21 protein-coding genes are annotated in these 22,788 nt (G+C 71.9%); 7 read left to right on the top strand and 14 right to left on the bottom strand.

All coding sequences use genetic code 11. The features are described 5' to 3' along the window. Positions 1 to 65: 65 nt before the first annotated feature. The 12 genes from ABZO29_RS12470 to zapE form a co-directional block, all read right to left on the bottom strand. Entirely contained in the window at positions 66 to 830 is a 765-nt protein-coding gene (locus ABZO29_RS12470) for a DUF4142 domain-containing protein (RefSeq protein ID WP_367320249.1), read from the bottom strand. Positions 831 to 1,199: 369 nt separating this feature from the next. After that, positions 1,200 to 2,507 carry a DUF692 domain-containing protein gene (locus tag ABZO29_RS12465; RefSeq protein WP_367320248.1) on the bottom strand — a complete coding sequence of 436 codons (1,308 nt, stop codon included), beginning with the start codon at positions 2,505 to 2,507 and terminating at the stop codon, positions 1,200 to 1,202. 105 nt (positions 2,508 to 2,612) lie between these two features. After that, positions 2,613 to 3,308: a peptidyl-tRNA hydrolase gene (locus ABZO29_RS12460; protein WP_367320247.1), complete on the bottom strand. Its 696-nt coding sequence runs from the start codon at positions 3,306 to 3,308 to the stop codon at positions 2,613 to 2,615. A 39-nt stretch (positions 3,309 to 3,347) separates the two neighbouring features. Continuing rightward, on the bottom strand, positions 3,348 to 3,545 hold the full coding sequence (locus ABZO29_RS12455; RefSeq protein ID WP_367320246.1) for a hypothetical protein: 198 nt from the start codon (positions 3,543 to 3,545) through the stop codon (positions 3,348 to 3,350). Positions 3,546 to 3,563: 18 nt separating this feature from the next. Then, positions 3,564 to 4,403, bottom strand: coding sequence for a polysaccharide deacetylase family protein (locus tag ABZO29_RS12450; RefSeq protein WP_367320245.1), 840 nt, complete (start codon positions 4,401 to 4,403; stop codon positions 3,564 to 3,566). A gap of 102 nt (positions 4,404 to 4,505) precedes the next feature. Continuing rightward, positions 4,506 to 5,057, bottom strand: coding sequence for a YbhB/YbcL family Raf kinase inhibitor-like protein (locus tag ABZO29_RS12445; protein WP_367320244.1), 552 nt, complete (start codon positions 5,055 to 5,057; stop codon positions 4,506 to 4,508). Positions 5,058 to 5,090: 33 nt separating this feature from the next. Then, entirely contained in the window at positions 5,091 to 6,467 is a 1,377-nt protein-coding gene (locus tag ABZO29_RS12440; RefSeq protein WP_367320243.1) for an alkaline phosphatase PhoX, read from the bottom strand. Positions 6,468 to 6,555: 88 nt separating this feature from the next. Then, entirely contained in the window at positions 6,556 to 7,497 is a 942-nt protein-coding gene (locus ABZO29_RS12435; protein WP_367320241.1) for a slipin family protein, read from the bottom strand. A gap of 106 nt (positions 7,498 to 7,603) precedes the next feature. Further along, positions 7,604 to 9,082, bottom strand: coding sequence for a SulP family inorganic anion transporter (locus ABZO29_RS12430; protein WP_367320240.1), 1,479 nt, complete (start codon positions 9,080 to 9,082; stop codon positions 7,604 to 7,606). Between the two features lie 8 nt (positions 9,083 to 9,090). Then, positions 9,091 to 9,672 (bottom strand): carbonic anhydrase, encoded by a 582-nt coding sequence (locus ABZO29_RS12425; RefSeq protein WP_367320239.1) that lies wholly within the window; start codon positions 9,670 to 9,672, stop codon positions 9,091 to 9,093. 74 nt (positions 9,673 to 9,746) lie between these two features. Next, entirely contained in the window at positions 9,747 to 10,154 is a 408-nt protein-coding gene (locus tag ABZO29_RS12420; protein WP_367320238.1) for a hypothetical protein, read from the bottom strand. A gap of 184 nt (positions 10,155 to 10,338) precedes the next feature. Then, complete coding sequence (gene zapE / locus ABZO29_RS12415) at positions 10,339 to 11,451, bottom strand: cell division protein ZapE (RefSeq protein WP_367320237.1); 1,113 nt, start codon at positions 11,449 to 11,451, stop codon at positions 10,339 to 10,341. Between the two features lie 194 nt (positions 11,452 to 11,645). Between zapE and ABZO29_RS12410 the strand changes: the two genes are divergently transcribed. The 4 genes from ABZO29_RS12410 to msrB all read left to right on the top strand — a co-directional run bounded on the left by ABZO29_RS12410 (position 11,646) and on the right by msrB (position 14,984). Continuing rightward, positions 11,646 to 12,488 carry a pyrimidine reductase family protein gene (locus ABZO29_RS12410; RefSeq protein WP_367320236.1) on the top strand — a complete coding sequence of 281 codons (843 nt, stop codon included), beginning with the start codon at positions 11,646 to 11,648 and terminating at the stop codon, positions 12,486 to 12,488. Between the two features lie 121 nt (positions 12,489 to 12,609). Continuing rightward, positions 12,610 to 13,083, top strand: a complete 474-nt coding sequence (locus tag ABZO29_RS12405) for an indole-3-glycerol phosphate synthase (RefSeq protein ID WP_367320235.1) — start codon at positions 12,610 to 12,612, stop codon at positions 13,081 to 13,083. 91 nt (positions 13,084 to 13,174) lie between these two features. Then, a complete protein-coding gene (gene murC, locus ABZO29_RS12400; protein WP_367320234.1) occupies positions 13,175 to 14,563 on the top strand; it encodes a UDP-N-acetylmuramate--L-alanine ligase in 1,389 nt (462 codons plus the stop codon). A gap of 13 nt (positions 14,564 to 14,576) precedes the next feature. After that, positions 14,577 to 14,984, top strand: a complete 408-nt coding sequence (gene msrB / locus ABZO29_RS12395) for a peptide-methionine (R)-S-oxide reductase MsrB (protein ID WP_367320233.1) — start codon at positions 14,577 to 14,579, stop codon at positions 14,982 to 14,984. Positions 14,985 to 15,008: 24 nt separating this feature from the next. On the opposite strand, the gene ABZO29_RS12390 is transcribed toward msrB, so the two are convergent. Both ABZO29_RS12390 and ABZO29_RS12385 read right to left on the bottom strand, forming a co-directional pair. Continuing rightward, positions 15,009 to 16,595: an FG-GAP repeat domain-containing protein gene (locus tag ABZO29_RS12390; RefSeq protein WP_367320232.1), complete on the bottom strand. Its 1,587-nt coding sequence runs from the start codon at positions 16,593 to 16,595 to the stop codon at positions 15,009 to 15,011. A gap of 88 nt (positions 16,596 to 16,683) precedes the next feature. Then, positions 16,684 to 18,510 (bottom strand): alkaline phosphatase, encoded by a 1,827-nt coding sequence (locus ABZO29_RS12385; RefSeq protein ID WP_367320231.1) that lies wholly within the window; start codon positions 18,508 to 18,510, stop codon positions 16,684 to 16,686. Between the two features lie 557 nt (positions 18,511 to 19,067). On the opposite strand from ABZO29_RS12385, the gene ABZO29_RS12380 reads away from it, so the two are divergent. The 3 genes from ABZO29_RS12380 (at position 19,068) to ABZO29_RS12370 (ending at position 22,787) form a co-directional block, all read left to right on the top strand. Further along, positions 19,068 to 19,715, top strand: coding sequence for a DUF4232 domain-containing protein (locus tag ABZO29_RS12380; protein WP_367320230.1), 648 nt, complete (start codon positions 19,068 to 19,070; stop codon positions 19,713 to 19,715). Between the two features lie 118 nt (positions 19,716 to 19,833). Beyond that, positions 19,834 to 21,987 carry a tetratricopeptide repeat protein gene (locus ABZO29_RS12375; protein ID WP_367320229.1) on the top strand — a complete coding sequence of 718 codons (2,154 nt, stop codon included), beginning with the start codon at positions 19,834 to 19,836 and terminating at the stop codon, positions 21,985 to 21,987. A 14-nt stretch (positions 21,988 to 22,001) separates the two neighbouring features. Continuing rightward, positions 22,002 to 22,787 (top strand): YqjF family protein, encoded by a 786-nt coding sequence (locus ABZO29_RS12370; protein ID WP_367320228.1) that lies wholly within the window; start codon positions 22,002 to 22,004, stop codon positions 22,785 to 22,787. The last annotated feature ends 1 nt before the right edge of the window (position 22,788 follow it).

The raw sequence follows: 22,788 nt of genomic DNA, 5'->3' as shown, positions 1-22,788 counted from the left end.
GCTATGCCCTGTTCACCATCCGGACGGAGCGTTGTGGGTATGTGACGTTCCGCTTGCCGCCGGGGCTACGGGAGCGGGCTGGAGGCGGCCGGTGGCAGCGTGTAGGTCGGCGACGGGACGACCGGGACGGCGGGGGCCGGGGCGGTCGTCGGGCCGGGCGGGCCGGGGGAGTTGGTGATCGGGGGCGTGCTCGCGGCGGCCATGTCCCTCGCCAGGGCGTCGAAGTCGACGTACCCGGTGGCCTCCAGGACCTTGATGTGGTCCAGCACGGTGGTGTTGGCGTCGTCGGCGAGGTCCCGCACCAGCGAGTTGCGGGTGCCGGCCCGGACCTGCGCGACGACGGAGAAGACCCGGCCGTGCGCCAGCCGCAGGATGTTGGTGAACTCGCGGTCGAAGTCCACGCCCTGCGCCGCGTTCAGTTCGCCGAGCCAGCCCTGCTGCTGGTCGTTGGGTTCGTTGGGCAGTTCGAGCCCGAGCCGCGAGGCGACGCCGCGCACCCGTTCGTCCAGGAAGGCGTGCCCCTCGATCAGGTGCTGTCCCGCCGTCCGTACGGCCGGGGTCGTGCCCTTCTGCTGCGCCATCTGACCGGCGGGCAGCTCCCACAGCCCGGCCAGCCGGACCTTCGTGATGAACTCCCGGTCGAGCGCGGAGAGCGGCCCGTAGTTCGTCGACACGGTCTGCGCGTTCAGCACATCCAGCCCCGTCCCCGACCGGTCGGCGTACGACCAGATCGGAAAGACCAGCGCCAGCAGTGTCGCCGTCAGACCGGTGATGATGAGTCCGGTGCCACTGAATATGCCTCGGCCGTTGATGGGGGGTCGCGGTCGCATGGTGCCTGCCTCCTGCTTGCGGCACCGCACGCTAGTTGCTTCGTGTGCGGGATTGGCATATTACTTCGGCCGCTACGCCAACTGCCGTACGGGGGTGAAGGGTTGCAGGCGGGGGCATTATGGGGCGAATGGGGGAGTGGGATTGGTTGACATACGGTGAAATACGCCTCCGAAGGGGATGCCTGACCCGTGTGACCTGAACGGGGTGTTAATCCCGGCACACTTGGCGGTGAACGGGCGCGTAGACGCCGCTGTCCGTCAGCCCGCGGGCATGCGTGCCGCACGGGGTGGCACGGGTGGGCGCGGGCGGTACCCCGCAAGCGCCGGGTGGCGACCCACCCCCGCCCACACCCGCCCCCTGGCGTCTGCTCATCGACGGATCAGAGACCGCCGTACCCGCGCCAACGGAGATCGTGCAGGCCGCGTCGGCCCCGACCGCTCCAGCCACCACTCTCGCAACTCCCGCCGAACCCGCCCCTCCTCGAGGCCCCCGCCCAGCAGCACCTGCTCCACGAAGTCCAACGCGTCCCGCCGGTAACCCCCCGTCATCGGATGCCCCTGGGCGTACGCGAGAAAGGCACCCCGGTAGCCGCCCCCCAGGATCCCCGGCAGCTCCGGCGCCACCTTCGCCACGACATCCGCCCGCTTCCCGGCGAGTGCCCGTGCCTGCACCCCCATCCGCACCCCGTCGAACCCCTCCGGGACGGGCGTCCCGGCGACCAGCGCGGACAGCAGCGCGGCCTGCGCGAGGGCAAGACTCCGGCGGGCGGGCTCGGCGGCGGCCGCCCCAAGATCCCGGGCGGGTCCGCGGGCCACCGCGCCATCGCTCACCGGGGCGACCGCCTCACCTCGGCCGCCTTTCTCCAGCGCCTCCCGGATCGCCCCCAACTCCCGCTCGAGCTCGGTCGGTTCGGGAAAGTTCTCGTCCCGCTCCAGCAGTACACCCGGCGGCGACACCCGGGACGCGAGGTCGGTCAGGATGTCGAGGACCGGCCGGGGGACCGGGTGGGCGTGGCTGTCGTGCCAGACGCCGTCGCGTTCGAAGCCGCCCGCGACATGGACGTAGGCGATGGCCTCCAGCGGGAGGTCGGCGAGCGCGTCGGCCGGGTCCTCGCCCCGGTTGACGTGGTTGGTGTGCAGGTTCGCCACGTCGATGAGGAGCCGTACGCCGGTCCGGTCGGCCAGCTCGTACAGGAACTGTCCCTCGGTCATCTCCTCGCCCGGCCAGGAGATCAGCGCGGCGATGTTCTCGACGGCGAGCGGCACGGGCAGCGCGTCCTGCGCGATGCGGACGTTCTCGCACAGCACGTCGAGGGCGTCCCGGGTGCGCGGCACGGGCAGCAGGTGCCCTGCCTCCAGGCGCGGGGAGGCCGTCAGCGGCCCGCCCGCCCGGACGAACGCGATGTGCTCGGTGACCAGCGGCGAACCCAGCGCCTCGGCCCGTTCGGCGAGGGCGGTCAGCCGCCCCTCGTCGGGCCGGTCGGCGCCCCCGAGGCCGAGCGAGACGCCGTGCGGGACCACGGTCACCCCGCGCTCGCGCATCCTCCGCAGGGAGTCGGGGAGATGTCCGGGGCACACGTTCTCCGCCACGACCTCGACCCAGTCGATGCCCGGCATGCGCTCCACGGCGTCCGCGATCTCCGGCCGCCAGCCGATTCCCGTCCCCAGTCGCTGCATGGTCCCCCTCCTTCGTGCCGGGCGTGAGGGGGGTATGGCCCCGGCGGTGGAGACCGAACCCTTCACCGGGGACGTTCAGAGCAACATTTGAGGTTCGCGGGACCTCTACCGCAGGGCCGGATGCTCCGCGACCACCGTGCAACTCCCCGGAGCGATCTCCGTGAATCCGGCGTCCCGCACCAACGGCAGGCCGCTCGCGGTGAGCCGGCGCCACCGGTCCGGCCGCGCGGTGCGCACGGCGAGCGGGAACCCCGCCTCACGCCAGGCCGTGCGCTCCTCGTCCGACAGCTCCCACCAGGCGAGCTGGGCGCCGTGCCCGGCCTGCGCCATCGTCTTGCCCGCCGACATCTCGACGTCCGGGCTCAGCCACAGCACCGGCACATCCGGGTCCGCCTCGACCGGGGGCTCCGGATCCTCCAGATCGGTGCCGGAGACCTGGAGCCGGGCCAGCTCCTTGGGCCAGCCGTCCAGCGGGACGGGCGGGAACACCCGCACCTCAGCCGACTTCCCCGTGACCGTGATCCCGGGCAGCGCCTCGGCCCGCCGCCACTCCGCCCCGCGCGCCCGCCGCACCACCTTCCGGATCCGCGCGTCCTGCCAGTCCCGCACGGCCTGCGCCCACTCGCCGTCACCCAGCGACCGCTCGTCACTCAGCATGGCCAGGACGGCCCGGGCAGCGGTCTCGAGGGCGTCGGTACGGGCGGGAGGGGCGGCGCGTTCGATACGGACGACCAGCGGCAGCACGTACTGCGGGGCGTCGTCGCGGGGTCCGGCCTCGGACTGAAAGGGGCTGTCACTCACAAGCGCAGGCTAGTCGACCCGCCCCGGGGCACGAGTGGGTCATCCCGAGCAGGCGGTGCGCTGGGCCTCCTGCCACTCGCAGACGGGACAGAGCGTGATCCCCTTGTACGACTCCGGATACTCGGTCGGCTCCCGGCACAGCACGCAGTCCGCGTACGGCGGCCCGTCGGCCTTGGGCGGCCTCGTCGCGTCGATCAGGCAGTAGTCGTTCCCGCTGCCGCCGCTGTCATCGCTCATGTCTCCAGCGTACGAGCCTCACCGCGGCGCGCCCGCTGTCCCGATCAGCTCGGACACCTTCACGAACCGGTACCCGCGCCCGCGCAGCTCGGGAACGATCGTCCGCACCGCCCGCTCGGTCGCAGGAGCGGCACTGCGCGTGCAGTGCATGACGACCACGGAGCCGGGTTTCACACCCTCCAGCACCTGCCGTGCCACCGCGTCCGCGTCCGTCGCGAAGGCGTCCCCGCTCACCACGTCCCACTGCACCGCGGTCACACCGGCACCGCTGATCGCACGCAGCGCGGTGCGGTCGTAGCAGCCGCCGGGAAACCGGAAATACGGCATGGCGTCCGGTACTCCCGCCCTGCGGAAGGCCGTGTACGCCCGCTCCACGTCGGCCCGCATCCGCTGGGCGGAGAGGGTGGGCAGCCCATAACAGTCCGGGGTGAAGGCGTAGTGGCTGTAGGAGTGGTTGGCGACCTCGAACAGCCGATCCCGCCCGATGGACCGCGCCTGGTCCGGGTACTCCGCGGCCCACCGCCCCGTCATGAACACCGTCGCCGGCACCTCGAGCGCCCGCAGCGCCGCGATCAGCCCCGGATTGTCGAACCGCTCACCCGCCGCGGCCCGTGCCCCCTGATCGGCCGTCATGTCGGCGTCGAAGGTGAGGGCGACGGTCCTGCCGCGCGTCCGGGAGCCGTTCTTGAAGACGGGGGTCAGGCCGGCGGGGCCGGGGGCGAGGGTCGGCGGCCCGGACACGGAGACCGCCGAGGGGCTCGTCCGGGGGGAGGAGCGGATCGCCTCGGGGGCACCGCAGGCGGCGAGGGCGGCACCGAGGGCGCAGACGGCGCCGATACGGCGTGCGAGAGTGATCACCGGGCGAAGATATGCGAATGAAACCGGCATTCGGGTCTGGATGCGGCACGCTTGCCCGGTCAAGTCACTCGCGCGGGCTTGCGGTGCTGTGGCGCGGCCGGTTCAGCGGCCGTAGCGGCCGGTCAGGGTGCCGGCTGCCAGGGTGTGGCCTGTCAGGGCGCTTCTGACGTCGTCCGCCGAGGCGTCGGCGCGCAGGTCGAGTGGCTGGTCGGTGGCGTAGACCGTGAAGACGTAGTGGTGCGGCTTGCCCTTGGGTGGGCACGGGCCCCCGTAGCCGGTCTTCTCGAAGCCGTTGCGGCCCTGTTCGGCATCCCGGGGAACCTCGCCGGCGGGCCAGTCCGTGTCGTGCGGGCCGACGCCCCACACCAGCCAGTGGGTGAAGGTGCCGTGCGGGGCGTCGGGGTCCTCGGCCAGGAGGACCAGTTCGGAGGTGTTCGCGGGTACGGCGGCCAGGTGCAGGGGCGGTGACACGTCCTCGCCGTCGCACGTGTAGCGGCGCGGAATCGTGCCGCCCTCGGTGAAGGCCGGGCTCGTCACCGTGATCCGCTGCGACGCGCTGGGCGCGGGGACGCCCGAGTCGCTCTCGTCGTCGCCGCACCCCGCGACCAGCCCCAGCGCGGCCGTCGCCGCGACGATCACGTACCTCGCGCGCACGAAAGTCACGCTAACCGCTGTGCGGCCCGGTACCTAGCCGCGCCACGGCCCCGTCACCGCGAACGTGGTCCCGGGTGTGTAGCAGTTGACGTACATCGTCCCGCCGTCGGGGGAGAAGGTGACGCCCGCGAACTCGCCCCACTCGGGTGCCTCGGGGGTACCGATGTTCTGGCGGCCGCGGGCCATCGCGTAGACCTCGCCCTGGCGTGTCACGCCGTAGACGTACTGGGCGCCGTTGCCGTCCTCGCACACCATCAGGCCGCCTCCGGGGGCGAGGCAGATGTTGTCGGGGGATTCGCCGGGGAGTTGGATGTCCGTGTCCGGGCCGAAGACGATCACCAGGGTCAGGCGGCGGCGGGCCGGGTCGTAGCGCCAGATCTGGCCGAAGTGGTCGGCCGCCGAACCGTCCGCGCCTCGCGCGAACGACGACACGAAGTAGACGGATCTCCCGCCCCAGTAGCAGCCCTCCAGCTTCTGCGCGTGCGTGATGCCCTTCGGACCGTAGTCCTGCAGGCGGGTGGGGGTGACGGCGGCCAGGGGGTCCGGTACGTCCACCCACTCGATGCCGTCGAACGTGGCTCCCGTCTCCTGGATCGAGGAGAGGTCGGGAACGCCCGGCACGCGCATCGCCTGGAGGCGGCCGCCCGCGCGGAGCGAGCCGATGCCGCCCAGTGGCCGGTGGGGCAGGAAGCGGTAGAAGAGCCCGAAGGGCTTGAGGAACGCGTCCTCCGTCTCGTACACGATGCCCTGGTGCGGGTCGATCGCGATCGCCTCGTGCTGGAAGCGGCCCATCGCGGTCAGCGGTACGGCGCCGGTACGGCGCGGGGTGGCGGGGTCGACCTCGAAGATGAAGCCGTGGTCCTTGGCGTAGCCGTTCGTGCCCGCCTTGTCCTCGGTCTCCTCGCAGGTCAGCCAGGTGCCCCAAGGTGTGGGCCCGCCCGCGCAGTTGACGGCCGTCCCCGCGATCGCGACCCGCTCGGAGAGGACGTGGTTGCCCGAGTCCAGCGTCAGGGCCGTACAGCCGCCCTTTCCTGCCGGGTCGTACGTGAGGCCCTCGATCGTCGGGACGGGGAACTTCGCCGTGGGGCGGTTCTCGTGGTTGCGGACCAGGTGCACGAGGCGAGCACTGCCGTGCCGGCCGGGCAGTGCGGTCATGCCGTCGTGGTTGGACGGGACCGGGCCCTCGCCGGAGCGCAGGGGATCGCCCTCGCGGGAGAGGACGCGGTAGCGGAATCCTTTCGGCAGGTCGAGCAGGCCGTTCGGGTCGGGCACGAGGGGGCCGTAACCGGTGTGGCCCAGGGTCTGGGCGGCGGCCGTACCCGCGAAGAGTTCGGACAGGGCTCCGGTGAACGCGATGCCCGCTCCCAGGGCACCGGTACGGGCGAGGATCTGACGTCGGGTTGCCGACATGGGTGACCTTCCTGCTGGCGGACAGGACTGTGACCCCGCTGTGTCTATCACCCGGCGCGCGTCCCCGGAACCACGCGCGTAGCAGGTGTCACCGGTCGACTGTGCGCCACGGAGGCACCTCGACGGCGTCCTGCGCGGGCGTCTCCACCGCGTTCTGTGCAGGTGTCTCGGCGTCGCGGCGCGCGGTTGGCTCGCGGCGCGCGGTTGGCTCGGGGTGCGCGGGCGGCTCGGCGTGCCGCGGCGGTGTTTCGGTGACCTGCCGCGGCGGTTCCTGCTGTGCCTTCTCCAGGAACCGCAGCAGCTCCACCGGGAACGGCAGTACGAGCGTCGAGTTCTTCTCGGCGGCGACCGCCACCACCGTCTGCAGCAGCCGCAGTTGCAGCGCGGCCGGCGTGTCCGCCATCTGCTGCGCGGCCTCGGCCAGCTTCTTCGACGCCTGCAGTTCGGCGTCCGCGTTGATGACCCGGGCCCGCCGCTCGCGGTCGGCCTCGGCCTGCCGGGCCATGGACCGCTTCATCGTGTCCGGCAGGGACACGTCCTTGATCTCGACCCGGTCGATCTGGACGCCCCAGCCGACGGCCGGGCTGTCGATCATCAGCTCCAGGCCCTGGTTGAGCTTCTCCCGGTTCGACAGCAGGTCGTCCAGGTCGCTCTTGCCGATGATCGAACGCAGCGAGGTCTGAGCCATCTGCGAGACCGCGAAGCGGTAGTCCTCGACATTGATGATCGCGGCTGCCGCGTCGACGACCTTGAAGTAGACGACCGCGTCGACCCGCACGGTCACGTTGTCGCGCGTGATGCCCTCCTGGGCGGGGATGGGCATCGTCACGATCTGCATGTTGACCTTGCGCAGCCGGTCCACCGCCGGAACGATCAGCGTCAGTCCCGGCTGGCGCTGCGCGTCGCGCAGCCGTCCCAGACGCAGGACCACCCCGCGTTCGTACTGCTTGACCACTCGCGCGGCCGCCGCGAGGTAGACGAGGCCGGCGATACCGGCCCCCGCGAGCGCGCCCAGCAGATCCTCGAGCATGACGACCTCCTCGGCAAGAGGGCCGTTCTGTCTGCTCCTGTAACGATATGCCCGGTGTCCGGTCCGGGGCCACGTTGCTGGCTCCGGACCGGACCGGGGGCGACCGTCAGGCCGCGGTGACCTTCACCGGCTCGGTGCCGGCCGCGCTGTGCCGCTCGGCCCAGCCCTCCAGCGCCGTACGGCAGGCGTGGTCGAGGTGGTGCAGACCGGACAGGTCCAGCTCGACGGGCCGGTCCTGGGGCAGCGCCTCCAGGCTGTCGAGGATCTTCGGCAGCCGCAGGAAGGTCGCGTTGCCCGACAGGTACGCCTGGACGGGCCCGGCGCCCTTGTCTATGACCTCCAGCCTTATGTGCGAGGCCTCCCAGGCCGTCTTGACGACGGCCAGTGCGAGACCGATGAGCACGCCCTCGAACATGCTGACCGCGACGATCGACACGGCCGTGACGACCAGGATCAGCGCCTCGCCGCGGTGCTCGCGCCACAGTCCGGCGATCTGCCGTACCGGGACGAGCTTGGCGCCCGCGTGCACCAGGATGCCCGCGAGGGCCGGGATCGGGATCCAGGCCAGCACGTTCGGCAGCAGGGCGGCGAAGAGCAGCAGCCACACGCCGTGCAGCACCCGGGACGCCTTCGTCCGCGCGCCCGCCTGGACGTTGGCCGCGCTGCGCACGATCACCGCGGTCATCGGCAGTGCGCCCAGCACACCGCACACCGCGTTGCCCGCGCCCTGCGCCACCAGCTCCTTGTCGTACTCGGTGCGCGGCCCGCCGTGCAGCCGGTCCACGGCCGCCGCGCTGAACAGCGACTCGGCGGACGCGATCAGCGTGAAGGCGACGACCGTGCCGAGCAGGCCGACGTCCGCCAGTTCGGCGAGGGTGTCGAGCGACGGGGGCCGGACCGACCCGAGCAGGCCCTTCACCTCGACGGTGGCCACCGGCAGCGAGAACACCTGCGCGGCCAGGGTGGCGAGTCCGACCGCCGCGAGCGGACCGGGGACCGTGCGCAGCTTTTGCGGCATCCGCTTCCACAGCACGAGGACGGCGATCGTGCCCGCGCCGAGGCCGAGCGAGGCGAGCGCTGTGGTGTCACCCGCGGCGGTCACGAGCGCCTCCGGCAGCCCGGCGATCTTCGCCGGGCCGGAGTCCGGGGCCTTGGTGCCGGCCACCGAGTACAGCTGTCCGGCGATCAGCACGAGTCCGATGCCGGCCAGCATGCCCTCGACCACGGACACCGAGATGGCCCGGAACCAGCGCCCCAGCTTCAGCGCGCCCATGAGGATCTGCAGGACACCGGTGGCCGGCACGATCACGCCGAGCGCGGGCAGCCCGTACGCCTGCACCGCCTCGAAGACGAGCACGGTCAGCCCCGCCGCCGGTCCCGACACCTGCAGGCTGCTGCCGCGCATGAGTCCGGTGACGATGCCGCCCACGATGCCGGTGACCAGGCCGAGTTCGGCCGGTACACCGGAGGCGACGGCCACGCCCACGCACAGCGGCAGCGCGACCAGGAAGACGACGAGGGAGGCGGCGAAGTCCTGCCTGAGATGAGGGACCTTGGACATGTTCTTGGCGGTGGGCTCGGTCATCGCGGCGTTCACAGGGCCTCGAACGCGTCGGTGTCCGCTCGGTGTTCGCGCACGGCCCCGGTGTGCACCTCGTAGTACCAGCCGCGCACCCGCAGCCGGCCGTCGGCCAGCCGCCTCTCGACGCACGGGTAGGAACGCAGGCGCAGCAGCTGGGCGAGCACGTGGTTCTGCACGGCCCGGGCGACCGTCGGGTCGGCCGGGTCCGCGGCCGACGGCTCGTCGGCGGCGTGCGCGAGCCAGTCGCGTACGGCGGGTACGGCGTCGAGGTCGTCGCCGCGCACCAGCGCGCCGACGGCTCCGCAGTGCGAGTGGCCGCAGACGACGACGTCCTGGACGCCCAGCACCTCCACGGCGTATTCGATGGTGGCCGTCTCGCCGGTGGGGCGGTCGGAGGCGTACGGGGGCACGATGTTGCCCGCGGTGCGCAGCTCGAAGAGCTCGCCGGGGCGGGCGCCCGTGATCAGGGCCGGGACGACCCGGGAATCGGAGCAGGTGATGAACAGGACCTGGGGGGACTGGCCTTCGGCGAGCTTGGCGAACTCCTCAGGGCGCTGTCCGAACGTACGGGCGTTGTCGATGAGGGGCTGCATGTGGTGACTCCTCCTGGCGCGCCGTCAGGGCGCGTCGGAACGTGCAGGACAGGGTGGGGGCTGCTCTGCGGCTCTCAGCAGCGGAAGACCTGAAGTGCTGCCGGAGTGTGGGCCGTCGAGGATCTCGACGGCCGGTGATGGGCGGCACCGGGCACGACGGGCTGGTGCGCTGCCGCCGGGTCCTCGGCGAGGAGCGGACGCTCGGGCTCCTCGGTCGCCGAGTCCGCGGTGGTGGTGGCGCGGTGCCGGTCACGGGTGCGCAGGGGACCGGTCGGGTCCCCGGACGGGGTGCAGCCGCGCTCCGTGACGGTCTCGTCGCGCAGCGCCTTGCCGGAGGGCTTGAATCCGGGCTGGGCTTTGGCCTCGGTCTGACGGGCCGTGTGCGCGGGTGCGAAGGAGCACGTGGGTGCGAAGAACGGGAGTGCGAGCAGGAAGGCGGCGAGGATCGAAATCAGGGTCCGGGCCGTCTTACCTCGGAACATGCGCCCCCCTCCCGGTAGTTCACTCCTCTGGTCCACGCCAGCCAATGGTCAACGACTGGTCAAGAAACACGTTAACCCTGCGAAGTTGTTTGCAGGGTTAACGCGACGTTTCGCGTGAATGAGAGCGTGAAAACTGCGGGTCGGTTGGCTGGAACCGACCCTTGACCAGGGCGTGTCGGCCGGGTCAGCCGGCCTCGACGAGGCGGCCCGCGTCGCGGGCCAGTGCGGTGAGGCGGGAGATCGCCCGGAAGTACTTCTTGCGGTAACCGCCCTTCAGCATCTCCTCGCTGAACAGCTGGTCGAAGGGCTGACCCGAGGCCAGGACGGGGACTTCACGGTCGTAGAGCCGGTCGGCGAGGACGACGAGCCGCAGCGCGGTCGACTGGTCGGGCACCGGCCGGACGTCGGTGAGGCAGACCGCCTTCAGGCCGTCGGCCAGTGCGCCGTACCGGCTGGGGTGGACGCGGGCCAGGTGGTCCAGCAGATGCGGGAAGTCGTCCAGCGAGGCGCCCTCGGTGGCGTACGCCGCCTTCGTCACCTGCTGGTCCGAGTGCGGCGCCGGAGCCTCGGGGAGGCCGCGGTGGCGGTAGTCATCGCCGTCGATGCGCAGGGTGCGGAAGTGGGCGGACAGGCCCTGGATCTCGCGCAGGAAGTCGGCCGCGGCGAACCGGCCCTCGCCGAGCTTGCCGGGGAGGGTGTTGGAGGTGGCGGCGAGCGCGACGCCCGCGTCGACGAGCCTGCCGAGCAGCGTCGACACCAGAACGGTGTCGCCGGGGTCGTCGAGCTCGAACTCGTCGATGCACAGCAGGCGGTGGCCGGAGAGGGTCTGGACCGTCTTCTGGAAGCCGAGTGCACCCACGAGGTTGGTGAGCTCGACGAAGGTGCCGAACGCCTTCAGCGAGGGCTCCGCCGGGGTGGCGTGCCACAGGGAGGCGAGCAGATGGGTCTTGCCGACGCCGTAGCCGCCGTCCAGGTAGACGCCGCGGGGGCTCGCCGGGACCTTGGAAGCCTTGGCCTTCGCCCTCCCGAAGCCGAGGAAGCCGCGCTTGGCGGCGCCGATGGCGTGCGCCCCGCCGAGCCCGCCGGCGAAGCCCTCCAGAACCCGCACGGCCTCGGTCTGGCTGGGCCGGCCGGGGTCCGGGATGTACGTGCCGAAGCGGACCGAGCCGAAGCGCGGCGGCGGCACCATCTCGGCGACCAGCCGGTCCGCGGGGACGTGCGGCTCACGGGAGCACAGGGACAGCGGGACCGCGTCGGCTATCGGACTGAGGCCTTGGGCGGCGGTGGAGGACGACACGGTTCACCATGCTAGGGCCTGTCCGGCGGACCGGGCCGGTCCGGGTCGGCCGTGCACTTTCGACGCGGGCGAGCGGGGTCCGGTGCGTCCAGTGGGGGAGACCGACGACAACGCCGCAGGTGGGAGTGGAGGGGCCCGCGACCTACCGGCCCGGTCCGCCGGACAGGCCCTGGCCGCGTGCCAGACTGCAGAACATGCGACGCCTGTTCCCTGTGACCGACCAGACAGCAGCGATGGCCTCCGGCGGGGGTGCCGGGGGCGAGGGGGCGGTGGGGACCGGTGGGATTCCCGGGGCCGGTCTCGTGGACCGTGAGTGGAGCCTCGGCGAGCTCGCCGCCGCCTACGCCTACCCGGAGCCCGGACCCGGCGGGCGGGAGCCCTGGCTGCGGGCCAACATGGTGTCCACGCTCGACGGCGCCGCCCAGCACGACGGCCGCTCGCAGCCCATCTCCGGCGCGGCCGACATGCGGATCTTCGGCACGCTGCGGGCGCTGGCGGACGTGGTGATCGTCGGGGCGGAGACCGTACGCCTGGAGGGCTACCGTCCGGCACGCGCGCGTGCGGAGTTCGCGGAGCTGCGGAAGGCGGCCGGGCAGGGGCCCGCGCCCGCGATCGCCGTCGTCACCGCGAGCCTGGACCTGGACTTCTCGCTCCCGCTGTTCACCTCGCCGCTGGTCCCCACGCTCGTCCTGACGGGCGCCGCCGCGGCCCCGGACCGGATCGGGGCCGCGGAGAAGGCGGGCGCCCGGGTGGTGATCGCCGGTGACGGCGTCGGCGTGGACCCGGCGCGCGCGGTACGTGCCCTCGCCGACCTGGGGCACACCCGGCTGCTGACCGAGGGCGGCCCTCGGCTGCTGGGGCAGCTGGTGGCCGCGGAGGTGCTCGACGAGCTCTGTCTGACCGTTTCCCCCATGCTGACCGCCGGTGACGCGCAGCGTATCGCCGGTGGTCCGGCGGTGGCCGTGCCCCGGCGGTTCGCACTCGAGTCCCTGCTGGAAGACGCCGGGTTCCTGTTCACTCGCTACAGGCGGCCTTGAGGCAGGTGTCCGAATTCATGAGTAATCAACCGTTCCGTTTTACTTCGTCCGGGCACACTAAATCCGGCAACACCCGAGGAGCGAGAGGGCCCGCAGGCCCGCGTAGGAGAAGGGGCGCCTGGTGTTCACAAGCGTATTGATGATCGAGAAGGCCCTGACGTCCGCCGACGTGGAGTTCGTCACCACCCTGCACGGGGACGAGCAGGTCGCCTTCCATGTGCTGCTCCAGCCGCGTGGCGACCAGGCGGACCGGCTGTTGCGAGCCATCGACGACGTCGCGCTCGGCGAGATCGACGAGGCGACGCGGGAGGGGGAGACGCCCGAGGGCGACGAGGCGAAGGGGTTCGGCGAGCGTGCCCTCGAGGTGTCCCTGCAGGCGCTGCACGGAGCCGGCAGCGAGGCGGAGGGGCGGCTGATCGAGGACCACCCCCTGGACGCGTTGAAGTCCCTCGTGGACGAGATCGACGCGGACGAGGTGATCGTCCTGACCGATCCTCACTACGTGGAGGAGTTCTTCCATCGGGACTGGGCTTCCCGGGCTCGGCACAAGGTGGGGGTGCCGGTGCTGAAGTTGTTCTCGCACAGCAAGGTGTGACGGCGGATCCCCGTGGACCGATCGCGTACGCCGTGGCCATTAGGGTGGGTCGCTGAACGTTCGCCCGATCCAGCACGCAGGGAGACAACGCATGGCACCCGGCCTTCCCACCGCCATGGACCGACCGCACTTCATCGGCATCGGCGGCGCCGGGATGTCGGGGATCGCGAAGATCCTCGCGCAGCGCGGGGCGAAGGTGGCGGGGAGCGACGCGAAGGAGTCGGCGACCGCCGAGGCCCTGCGTGCGCTGGGCGCGACCGTGCACATCGGGCACGCGGCGGAGAACCTCGCCGACGACGCCGGCTGTGTCGTCGTGTCGTCGGCGATCCGCGCGGACAACCCGGAGCTGGCGCGCGCGGCCGAGCTGGGCATCCCGGTGGTGCACCGCTCCGACGCCCTCGCCGCGCTGATGGAGGGCCTGCGCCCGATCGCGGTCGCGGGAACCCACGGCAAGACGACCACCACGTCCATGCTGGCGGTGTCCCTGACGGAGCTGGGCCTCAGGCCGTCGTACGCGATCGGCGGCGACCTCGACGCGCCCGGCTCCAACGCCCTGCACGGCGACGGCGACATCTTCGTCGCCGAGGCGGACGAATCGGACCGCAGCTTCCACAAGTACGCCCCCGAGGTCGCGATCGTCCTCAACGTGGAGCTGGACCACCACGCCAACTACGCGTCGATGGAGGAGATCTACGAGTCCTTCGAGACGTTCGTGGGGAAGATCGTGCCCGGTGGCACGCTGGTGATCTCCGCCGACCACGAGGGGGCGCGGGAGCTCACGCGGAGGGTCGAGGACGTCCGGGTCGTGACGTACGGCGAGGCCGAGGACGCCGACGTGCGCGTGCTGTCCGTGGCGGCGCAGGGCCTCAAGAGCGAGGTCACCGTCCTCCTGGACGGCCGGGAGCTGACCTTCACGGTGTCGGTCCCCGGCCGGCACTACGCGCACAACGCCGTGGCCGCGCTGGCGGCCGGTGCCGCGCTGGGCGTCCCCGCGGCGGAACTGGCCCCGGCCCTGGCCGCGTACAAGGGCGTCAAGCGGCGTCTGCAGCTGAAGGGCGAGGCGGCCGGCGTCCAGGTGATCGACTCGTACGCGCACCACCCGACCGAGATGACGGCGGACCTGGAGGCGATGCGCGCGGCGGCCGGTGACGCCCGCATCCTGGTCGTCTTCCAGCCCCACCTCTTCTCCCGCACCCAGGAACTGGGCAAGGAGATGGGCCAGTCCCTGTCCCTGGCCGACGCCTCGGTCGTCCTCGACATCTACCCGGCCCGCGAGGACCCGGTCCCGGGCGTGACCAGCGAGCTGATCATCGAGGCGGCGCGGGCCGCGGGCGCGGACGTGACGCCGGTGCACGACAAGGCCGCGGTGCCGTCCGTGATCGCGGGAATGGCGAAGCCCGGTGATCTCGTTCTCACCATGGGCGCGGGTGACGTCACGGACCTCGGCCCGCAGATTCTGGACCGTCTCGCACAGAAGTAAGGGGTTGGCCTTCATGTCGTACGACGTCGAGAAGCCGGACGAGCAGTGGCGCGCGGAGCTGACCCCGGCCGAGTACGCCGTACTGCGCCAGGCGGCCACGGAGCCCGCCTTCACCGGTGAGTACACCGACTCCAAGACGAAGGGCGTGTACTCCTGCCGCGCCTGCGACGCCGAACTCTTCACCTCCACCACGAAGTTCGACTCCCACTGCGGCTGGCCGTCCTTCTACGACCCGAAGGACACCGACGCGGTCGAACTCGTCGAGGACCGGTCGCACGGCATGGTGCGCACCGAGGTGCGGTGCGCCCGGTGCGGGTCGCACCTCGGGCATGTCTTCGAGGGCGAGGGCTATCCCACTCCGACCGACCAGCGGTACTGCATCAACAGCATCTCGCTGCGGCTGACGCCGGACGAGGGCTGAGGCGGCCGGCGCCCGGGCACGGCCTCACAGCAGGTCGGCCCAGGCGCTCCAGCCGCTGGTGGCCTTGGTGACGCGGGACTTGAAGCCGCCCGTGCCGGTGCCCGCGTAGAAGTACAGGGCGCCGGTGGAGTTCGTGGCCATGAGGTCGGCCTTGCCGTCGCCGTCGGCGTCGCCGGGGGAGAACAGCTTCTTGTACTGCTGCCAGCCGGTCCCGACCTTCACCCGGGCCGAGAAGGGGGCGGACGCGCTGCCCGTGCCCGCGTAGCGCCACAGGACGCCGGCGGTGTCCCGGGCCAGCAGGTCGGGTCGGCCGTCGCCGGTGAAGTCGCCGGCGCCCACGATGGCGTTGTAGATCTTCCAGCCGGTGCCGATCCTGACGCGGGAGGCGAGGTAGGTGCCGGAGCCGTTGCCCGCGTAGAGGTAGAGCGTGCCGTCGGTGGCCACGGCCAGCAGGTCGCCCTTGCCGTCACCGGTCAGGTCGCCGGGGCCGACGACCCGGTTGTAGGCGGTGGAGCCGGTGGCGAGCAGGGGGTCCGAGAGGGCGTAGAACGCCGGGTTGGTCAGCTTGCCGCTGCTGATGGAGTGCACGACCAGGTCGGCGAGACCGTTGTCGCGGAGGGAGGAGGCGTACGCGAGGCGGGTGGTGGAGGAGGGCCAGGCCGCGCCGACCAGCAGCTTGCCGGTCAGGGTGCCGGTGCCGGTGACCTCGTAGCTGTAGACGGATCCGGCCGAGGTACGGGCCATGGTCCCGAACTTGCCGAAGTGCGGGTTGTTGCCGGCTCCCGCGAACTGCGTGACCTTGCCCCAGCCCTTGCTGCGGGCGGCCCGGGCGCCGAAGGTGCCCCTGCCGTCGCCCGGGTAGAACCACAGGGCGCCGGAGAAGTCCCTGGCCAGCAGGTCGGTCTTGCCGTTGCCGTCCCAGTCGCCGCCGCCGATGATCTGGTTGTACAGCGCCCAGTCGGTCTTCGGGTCCTTGACCCGGGCGTTGAAGGTGCCGCCGCTGTTGCCCGTGTAGCGGTAGAGCACACCGGCCGGGGTGCGGGCCAGCAGATCGCCGACGCCGTCGCCGTTGAGGTCGCCGGCGCCGACCAGCTCGTCGTACTGCTGCCAGCCGGTGCCGACCAGCACACGGCTGCCGAAGGCGCCGGTGCCCGTGCCCGGGTAGTAGTAGAGCGAGCCGGCCGGGGTGCGGGCCAGCAGGTCGGCCTTGCCGTCGCGGTTCAGGTCTCCGGGGGCGGCGACCTTGTTGTAGATCTGCCAGCCGGTCGCAACCGAACGGCGGGAGCCCAGGCCGCCGGGGGTGCGTGCGTAGACACCGGTGTGGAAGTACAGCACGCCGCTCGGGCTGACGGTCAGCACGTCCTGGACGCCGTCCGAGTCGAGGTCGCCCGGCGTGAGCACGTCCTTGACCTTGGTGAGGTCCGAGTCGAGGACCATGGTCTCGGCCGAGCCGGTGTTGACGTACAACTGGCCCGCGACATTGCGGTAGACCAGGTCGGTCGTGCCGTCCGCGTCGAGGTCGCCGCGCGCGGGAGTGGTCGCGTCCGCGTCGGCGGGCAGCATCACGAAGACGCCTGCCGCGAGCACCGCCGCCGCCGCGCCGGCCAGCACGGATGTCTTCCTGGCGTGGGGGCGCCGACGTCCATGGCTCCCGCCGCGCCGCCGGGATCGGGTGGTGAACACGTTCTCTCCCGGAAGGTCAGGGGGTGGGGGCGACGTCGGTGGAGACGTCGGCGGAGGGGGCGCTCGCGGAATCGGCGGTGGACGGCGACGCGGACTCGGTGTCCGTGGCCGGGGCTGTGGTCGGCTCCGCCGAGTCCGTCGCCGTGGCCGCCGGGGCGGTCGCGTCCCCTGGTGCGGCCGTGTCCTGGGGCCCTGCGGACTCGTCCGCACTCGCACTCGCCGACGACTCGGCCTGGGCCTCGACCCGGTGGACGCCGGGTACTCCGTCCTGCACCCGGAAACTCGCGGCCGTGGTGGTCGTCCCGTTCCTGGTCAGCACGGTGGAGATCGCCCGCAGCTGTGCGTCGATGCCGTCCGCGGTGATGTCGAACAGCAGATAGCCGCGCCGGGCGTCGATGATCTTCCAGTGCGGGTTGTCCGCCAGCTTCGGGGCCCACTCGGCGGCGAAGGCCTGCAGATCCTCGTCTCCGCTGCTGGAGATGGAGGTCCCGACGAACTCCGCGCCGACCACGGCCGAGTCCACGTCGTCGTAGTCCAGCTTGAGGTCGCTGACGATGGTGCGGTGCCTGTCGCCGGACAGCACCACGGGGTTGCGGATGTCCTGGAAGTCGGCGAGCAGGGCGGCGCGTTCCTTCTGGTAACCGTCCCAGGCGTCGTACGACCACTGCTTGCCCACACCGGCGAGGAAGTCGGTCTCGGCCATCATCACCTGGGAGGCGACCAGGTTCCACCGCGCGCCGGAATTGCGCATGCTGTTCACCAGCCAGTTCCGCTGGGTGTCGCCCGTGATGACGCGGCCGGTCTCCAAGGCCCCGTCGGGAGTGGTCGCCTGGTCGTCGCGGTACTGCCGGGTGTCCAGGACGTGCAGCCGGGCCAGGTCGCCGAAGTCGAGCGACCGGTACATCAGGACGTCCGGGCCGCTCGGCTTCTGGGCGGCGCGGATCGGCATGTGCTCGTAGAAGGCCTGGAAGGCGGCCGCCCGGCGGGCCAGGAATTTCGCGGTGGGCCAGGCGACCGGATCGTTGGCCACGTCACCCGCCCAGTCCTGCTCCACCTCGTGGTCGTCGAAGACGACCACGAAGGGTGCGGCGGCACGCATCGCCTGCAGATCCGGGTCGCTGTTGTACTGCTCGTGGCGGGCGCGGTACTGCGCGAGCGTGACGGGCTGGCCCGAGCCCTCGTGGCGGCGTACGCGGTAGGAGTAGGCGGAGCTCTCGTAGATGTAGTCGCCGACGAACAGCACCAGGTCCGGCTGCTGTTCGCGCATGTCCTGGTAGGCGGTGAAGTAGCCGTGCTGCCAGTTCTGGCAGGACGCCAGCGCGATCCGCAGGTTTGCGGGGCTGCTTCCGGCGGCGGGGGCGGTGCGGGTCCGGCCGGTGACGGAGGTGCGGCCCAGCGCCTTGAACCGGTACCAGTAGTCGGTGGCCGGAGTCAGGTCCCTGACATCCACGTGGACGCTGTAACCGAGGCTGCTGCTCGCCGTCGCCGTACCGCTCTTGACGATCGTGGCGAAGCCGCTGTCCGAGGCGAGTTCCCAACTCACCGCGACGGTGGGGGGCAGGATGCCGGAGCTGCCCTGGTGGGGCGGCACCACCCGGGTCCACAGCACGATCGCGGTGGGCAGCGGGTCGCCGGAGGCGACACCCAGCTTGAACACCGTGCCGCTCACCGAGGCACCGGCACCGGCCGGGGCGGTCGCCCCGCCCACGGAGGCCGAGGCGCTGCCCATCAGCACCTGTCCGGCGGCCACCCCGCCCGCGGCCCCCAGCGTGACGGCTCCGGCGCCCAGGAACCGCCTGCGGCGTATCCCATGGGCGCCGGTTTTCTTGTCGCTCGGGTGCACAGGCGTGCCTTTCCCCCCAAAGGCGGTGCTGCGCAGCGCCGGTGAACACGATCGGCGAGGATTCTATGCAATACCGTTCCCATGGACTGAGCGGGAGTGGGTCCTGTTTGCCAGGACTGCTGCTCAGCCGCGTGTCCCGAACGGTGTTGGGCACGCTGGCCGCCCGCGTTCGGGCGGCGCGCATCTGGTGCGTGTCCGGGAATGCGGGGGCGGGTTTCCGCACGCTCTCGGGTCTCCGGTCGGGTCTGGACGGTCCGATGCCCCGCACGATCACTCCGGCCATCGCCGTCAGCCGGGCCTTCAGCTTCGCGGTGGGGAAGCGGGAGATCAGACACTCCATGTCGTTTGAGGTCAAGCGGCGGAAGCGGAGGTCACGCATTCGACATGCAAACTCCCGTTCAACTAGCTTCGAAGCCCGTCCGTACACGTTCGTCGGCAGCACCTGACTCGCTCACGCTCGCCAATACGTGCTTGTGCTCGGTCAAGCGGCAGCAGTTCGAACCCTCGCTCCTCCGGGGACCGGGTCCGTCCATCTGTCTGAACAGTCAGTAGGAGTCATGCGCCGAACATTGATATCCGTAGCCACGGTCCTGTTGCTCGTCGGCGCGGCAGGGTGTTCCTCGTCCGTTTCCTCCTCGTCCTCCGGCGCCGGGGACGAACCCGGAAGCGGCTCCGGTGCGGGCTCGTCGAGCACGGCGGCGGGGGGCGGGTCGGAGACCGGCGGCTCCCACAGCGGCAGCAGCGGCGCGTCCTCGCCGCCCGCCGGGGTGCTCTTCGGAGCCGACTCCCTCCCCACCCCGGCCGCCGACCACTGCCGTACGAAGAACCTGACGGCCGTGGCACGCGGCACCGGTCAGGGCCGGGCCTCGGTCGTGATCACCAACGAGGGGGACGGCTCCTGCACGGTACGCGGCTTCCCCTCCCTCCTCTTCATCGGTGAGACGGGCCGGACCGAACTGCCCGTGGACTGGGCCGGGTCAGCCGCCGACGCCGCGAAGGTCACCCTCGCTCCCGGCGATTCGGCTTCCGCCGCGCTCACCTTCACCAGCCTCGACGAGTGCGACGCGGTGACCGCCCTCGACATCGTCCCTCCTGGCGAATCCCGGCCCCTCACCCCCGCGTTCACCACCACCGGCGGCAAGAAGGCCGCGGTACGCATCTGCGACACCGGCGTACGGGTGAAGGCGTTCTCGTCCTCGCGGTGACACCGGGTCCACGGGCGGGCAGGTATCGGTGAAGCCGCCCTGCGGTGGGTGGGGATGCTCTACCGTAAAGCGCCTCAAAGTGGCGGGGTGGGGTCGCCATCGGCGGGAGGGGGCGCGGGTGCAGGCAGGAGAGGGCCGTACGCCGGACCGGGGCCGGTACGACGACCACGTCGACTTCCGGCAGGGCACCTTCCTGGGCCCCGTGGCCGCACAGATGAACGTCATCCACCACGACCGCCCTGCTCCGCCCCCTCCGTCCACGCTGCCGACCGCCCAGGCGGGGTTCATCGGACGGAAGAGGGAGCTGGCCGTGCTTGGCGGCGAACTCGAGCCCGCCGTTCACCCGGCCGCCCCGGACGCGCCGGTCGTCTGCGTGGTCACCGGGCTCGGCGGCATCGGCAAGACCGCGCTCGCCCTGAAGGCCGCGCACCGTGCGCGCGCCAGGGGCTGGTTCACCGGGGGAACCCTCTTCCTCGACCTCGCCGGCTACGACGACAACCCCGTCACGCCCGCGCAGGCCGTGACGTCGCTGCTGTACGCCCTCGGGGTCGGCGCGTTCGGCCTGCCCACCGAGGAGGTCGACCAGTACGCCGTCTACCGCAGCCACCTCGCCGACCTCGCGGACCACGACAGGCGGGTCCTGCTGGTGCTGGACAACGTCTCCGACTCGGCCCAGGTCTCGCCGCTGCTGCCCGGCAGCGGCCCGCACTGCGTCCTGATCACCTCGCGGGAGTCCCATGAGTCGCTCATCGCCCGCGAGTTACCCCTGGGCCCCCTCAGTCCCGACGAATCCGCCGAGCTGATCGGCACCGCCCTGCACCGGCGCACCCCGGACGACGACAGGCCGCTGGGCGAGGCCGACGCCGTACGCGAACTGGCCCGGCTGTGCGGTCACATGCCGCTCGCCCTGCGGATCGCCACGGCCCTCCTGCACCGGCGCCGGGCGCACCGACCGCTCACCTCACTGGTCGAGGAACTGCGGGCGGGCACCGATCCCACCCGGGTCCTCAGGAGCCGGGGCGTCGACGAATACGGCAGGGCCCTGGCCATGGCGCCGGTGTTCGAGGTGTCCTTCCGCCGGCTGCCTCCGGGCCGGGCCCGGGCGCTGTGCCTGCTGGCGCAGGTGCCCTGTCCGGACTTCAGCACCGACACGGTGGCGGTGGCCACCGGGCTGGACCGTACGGCGGTCCTGGACCTGCTCGACGACCTGATGTGCGCCCATCTGGTCAGCGGGGAGCGGCCCGGCGACGACCGGCCGGAACGCTGGCGCATCCACGATCTGGTGCGCGGCTACGCGAGCACGCTCGCCGCCGACCCCGCGCTCGTCGCGGAGGGACGGCGGGCGCGGCAACGGACACGACGCCACTACCGCACGATGGCCGAGGCAGCCGACCGCCATCTGCGGGCGCTGCACGAGGACCCGCCGCCGGGGACGTTCACCGGGCGGGCGGACGCACTCGCCTGGTGCGACGCCGAACGCGTCAATCTCGTCGCCGCCGCCCAGTGGCCCGACGAACAGGACGCCGCCGACACCCTCGGACTCGCTCTCCATCTGGCCGAGTTCCTGCGCGAGCGGCGCTTCTTCGAGGACTGGATCGCCGTCAGCCGGGTCGCCCGGGACATCGCTCACCGGTTGCAGGACCGGCACGCCGAGGCGACCGTCTGCAACCACCTCGGCAACGCGCTGCTGCGTGCCGGACGGTCGGAGGAGGCCCTCGAACCCGTGACCTACGCGGCGGACCTCTTCCACCGCTTGGCGGATCCGACCGGCGAGGGCCTGGCATGGAACATTCTCGGCCTGGCCCAGCGCCGCGTGGACCGTGCCGAGGAAGCGGTCTTCACCCACCTCCGGGCCCGCGACCGGTTCCGGGCCACCGGGGCCCGCTCCCTGGAGGGCCGGGCCTGGCACAACCTGGGCCTCGCCCTGGAGGCCACCGGCCGTCTCGACGAGGCCGCCGACGCCCTGCGGCAGGCCTGCGCCATCCACCACGCCACCCGCAACCGCATCCTGCAGGGCGACTCCCTGAACGGCCTCGGCTGCGCCCTCCACACCGCGGGCCGGACCGATCAGGCCGTCGTCGTATTCCAGGAGTCGCTCCGCATCCGCCAGGAATACGACAACTGGTACGCCACCAGTCAGACCTGGAACAACCTCGCTCGCGCGCTCGAGGCCGCGGGCCGCCCGGACGAGGCCGCCGACGCCAGGGACCGCGCTGCCGAAGCCTCCTCCCGCGCGGGAACGACCGTCGCGGTCTACGGCCACTACCACTGAGTGATACTGACGCGATGCCGCCGACATCCTCTCCGCAGCCGCCGGCCCCCGTGCCCCCGGACCCGATAACGGCGGACGCGCCGGTGCCGATAGCGCGCCCGCTGCTCACCCAGTCCTGGCTCGACCTGACCTTCCTGCACTGGGCGGCCGACCCCGCCGACGTGGCCGGGCTGTTGCCGGCCGGGACGGTCCCGGACACCCTGGATGGCGTCACTTACGTCGGTCTGGTCGCGTTCCGGATGCACCGGGTCGGCTGGTTCCGGCTTCCCGGCGTTCCTTACCTGGGGAGCTTTCCCGAGACCAACGTCCGGCTCTACTCGGTGGACGAGCACGGGCGGCGCGGCGTGGTGTTCCGGTCACTGGACGCCTCCCGCCTGCTGCCGGTGGCCGTGGCGCGGACCGGCTTCCGGATGCCCTACCTGTGGTCGCGGATGGCCGTCCGTGCCGACGGCGACACCGTCACCTACACCAGTTCCCGGCGCTGGCCCGGACCTCGCGGCGCCCGCAGCCGCATCACCGTGCGGGTGGGCGAACGCATCGAGGAGCCCACCGAGTTGGAGCACTTCCTGACCGCCCGCTGGGGCATGCACAGCACGTTCTTCGGCCGCCCGATGTACCTGCCCAACGCCCATCCGCGCTGGCCCCTGCACCGGGCGGACCTGGTCGAGTGCGAGGAGGACCTGGTGACGGCGGCCGGTCTCCCGCAACCCACGGGTGCGCCGGTGAGCGTCCTGTACTCGCCCGGCGTCCCGGCCCGCTTCGACCGCCCGGCCCGCCCGGCCGGCATCCCGACGCCCTGAC

The organism is Streptomyces sp. HUAS ZL42, assembly GCF_040782645.1.
In the GTDB taxonomy this organism is placed as follows: Bacteria; Actinomycetota; Actinomycetes; order Streptomycetales; family Streptomycetaceae; genus Streptomyces.
Note: the sequence above shows the minus strand (reverse complement) of the source record. Positions and strands in the feature narration are given on the sequence as shown.

Coding starts and splice junctions, on each gene's coding strand:
- ABZO29_RS12470 (WP_367320249.1), bottom strand. CDS start 830: ATGCGACCGCGACCCCCCATCAACGGCCGAGGCATATTCAGTGGCACC.
- ABZO29_RS12465 (WP_367320248.1), bottom strand. CDS start 2,507: ATGCAGCGACTGGGGACGGGAATCGGCTGGCGGCCGGAGATCGCGGAC.
- ABZO29_RS12455 (WP_367320246.1), bottom strand. CDS start 3,545: ATGAGCGATGACAGCGGCGGCAGCGGGAACGACTACTGCCTGATCGAC.
- ABZO29_RS12440 (WP_367320243.1), bottom strand. CDS start 6,467: ATGTCGGCAACCCGACGTCAGATCCTCGCCCGTACCGGTGCCCTGGGA.
- ABZO29_RS12435 (WP_367320241.1), bottom strand. CDS start 7,497: ATGCTCGAGGATCTGCTGGGCGCGCTCGCGGGGGCCGGTATCGCCGGC.
- ABZO29_RS12430 (WP_367320240.1), bottom strand. CDS start 9,082: ATGACCGAGCCCACCGCCAAGAACATGTCCAAGGTCCCTCATCTCAGG.
- ABZO29_RS12425 (WP_367320239.1), bottom strand. CDS start 9,672: ATGCAGCCCCTCATCGACAACGCCCGTACGTTCGGACAGCGCCCTGAG.
- ABZO29_RS12420 (WP_367320238.1), bottom strand. CDS start 10,154: ATGTTCCGAGGTAAGACGGCCCGGACCCTGATTTCGATCCTCGCCGCC.
- ABZO29_RS12410 (WP_367320236.1), top strand. CDS start 11,646: ATGCGACGCCTGTTCCCTGTGACCGACCAGACAGCAGCGATGGCCTCC.
- murC (WP_367320234.1), top strand. CDS start 13,175: ATGGCACCCGGCCTTCCCACCGCCATGGACCGACCGCACTTCATCGGC.
- msrB (WP_367320233.1), top strand. CDS start 14,577: ATGTCGTACGACGTCGAGAAGCCGGACGAGCAGTGGCGCGCGGAGCTG.
- ABZO29_RS12380 (WP_367320230.1), top strand. CDS start 19,068: ATGCGCCGAACATTGATATCCGTAGCCACGGTCCTGTTGCTCGTCGGC.
- ABZO29_RS12370 (WP_367320228.1), top strand. CDS start 22,002: ATGCCGCCGACATCCTCTCCGCAGCCGCCGGCCCCCGTGCCCCCGGAC.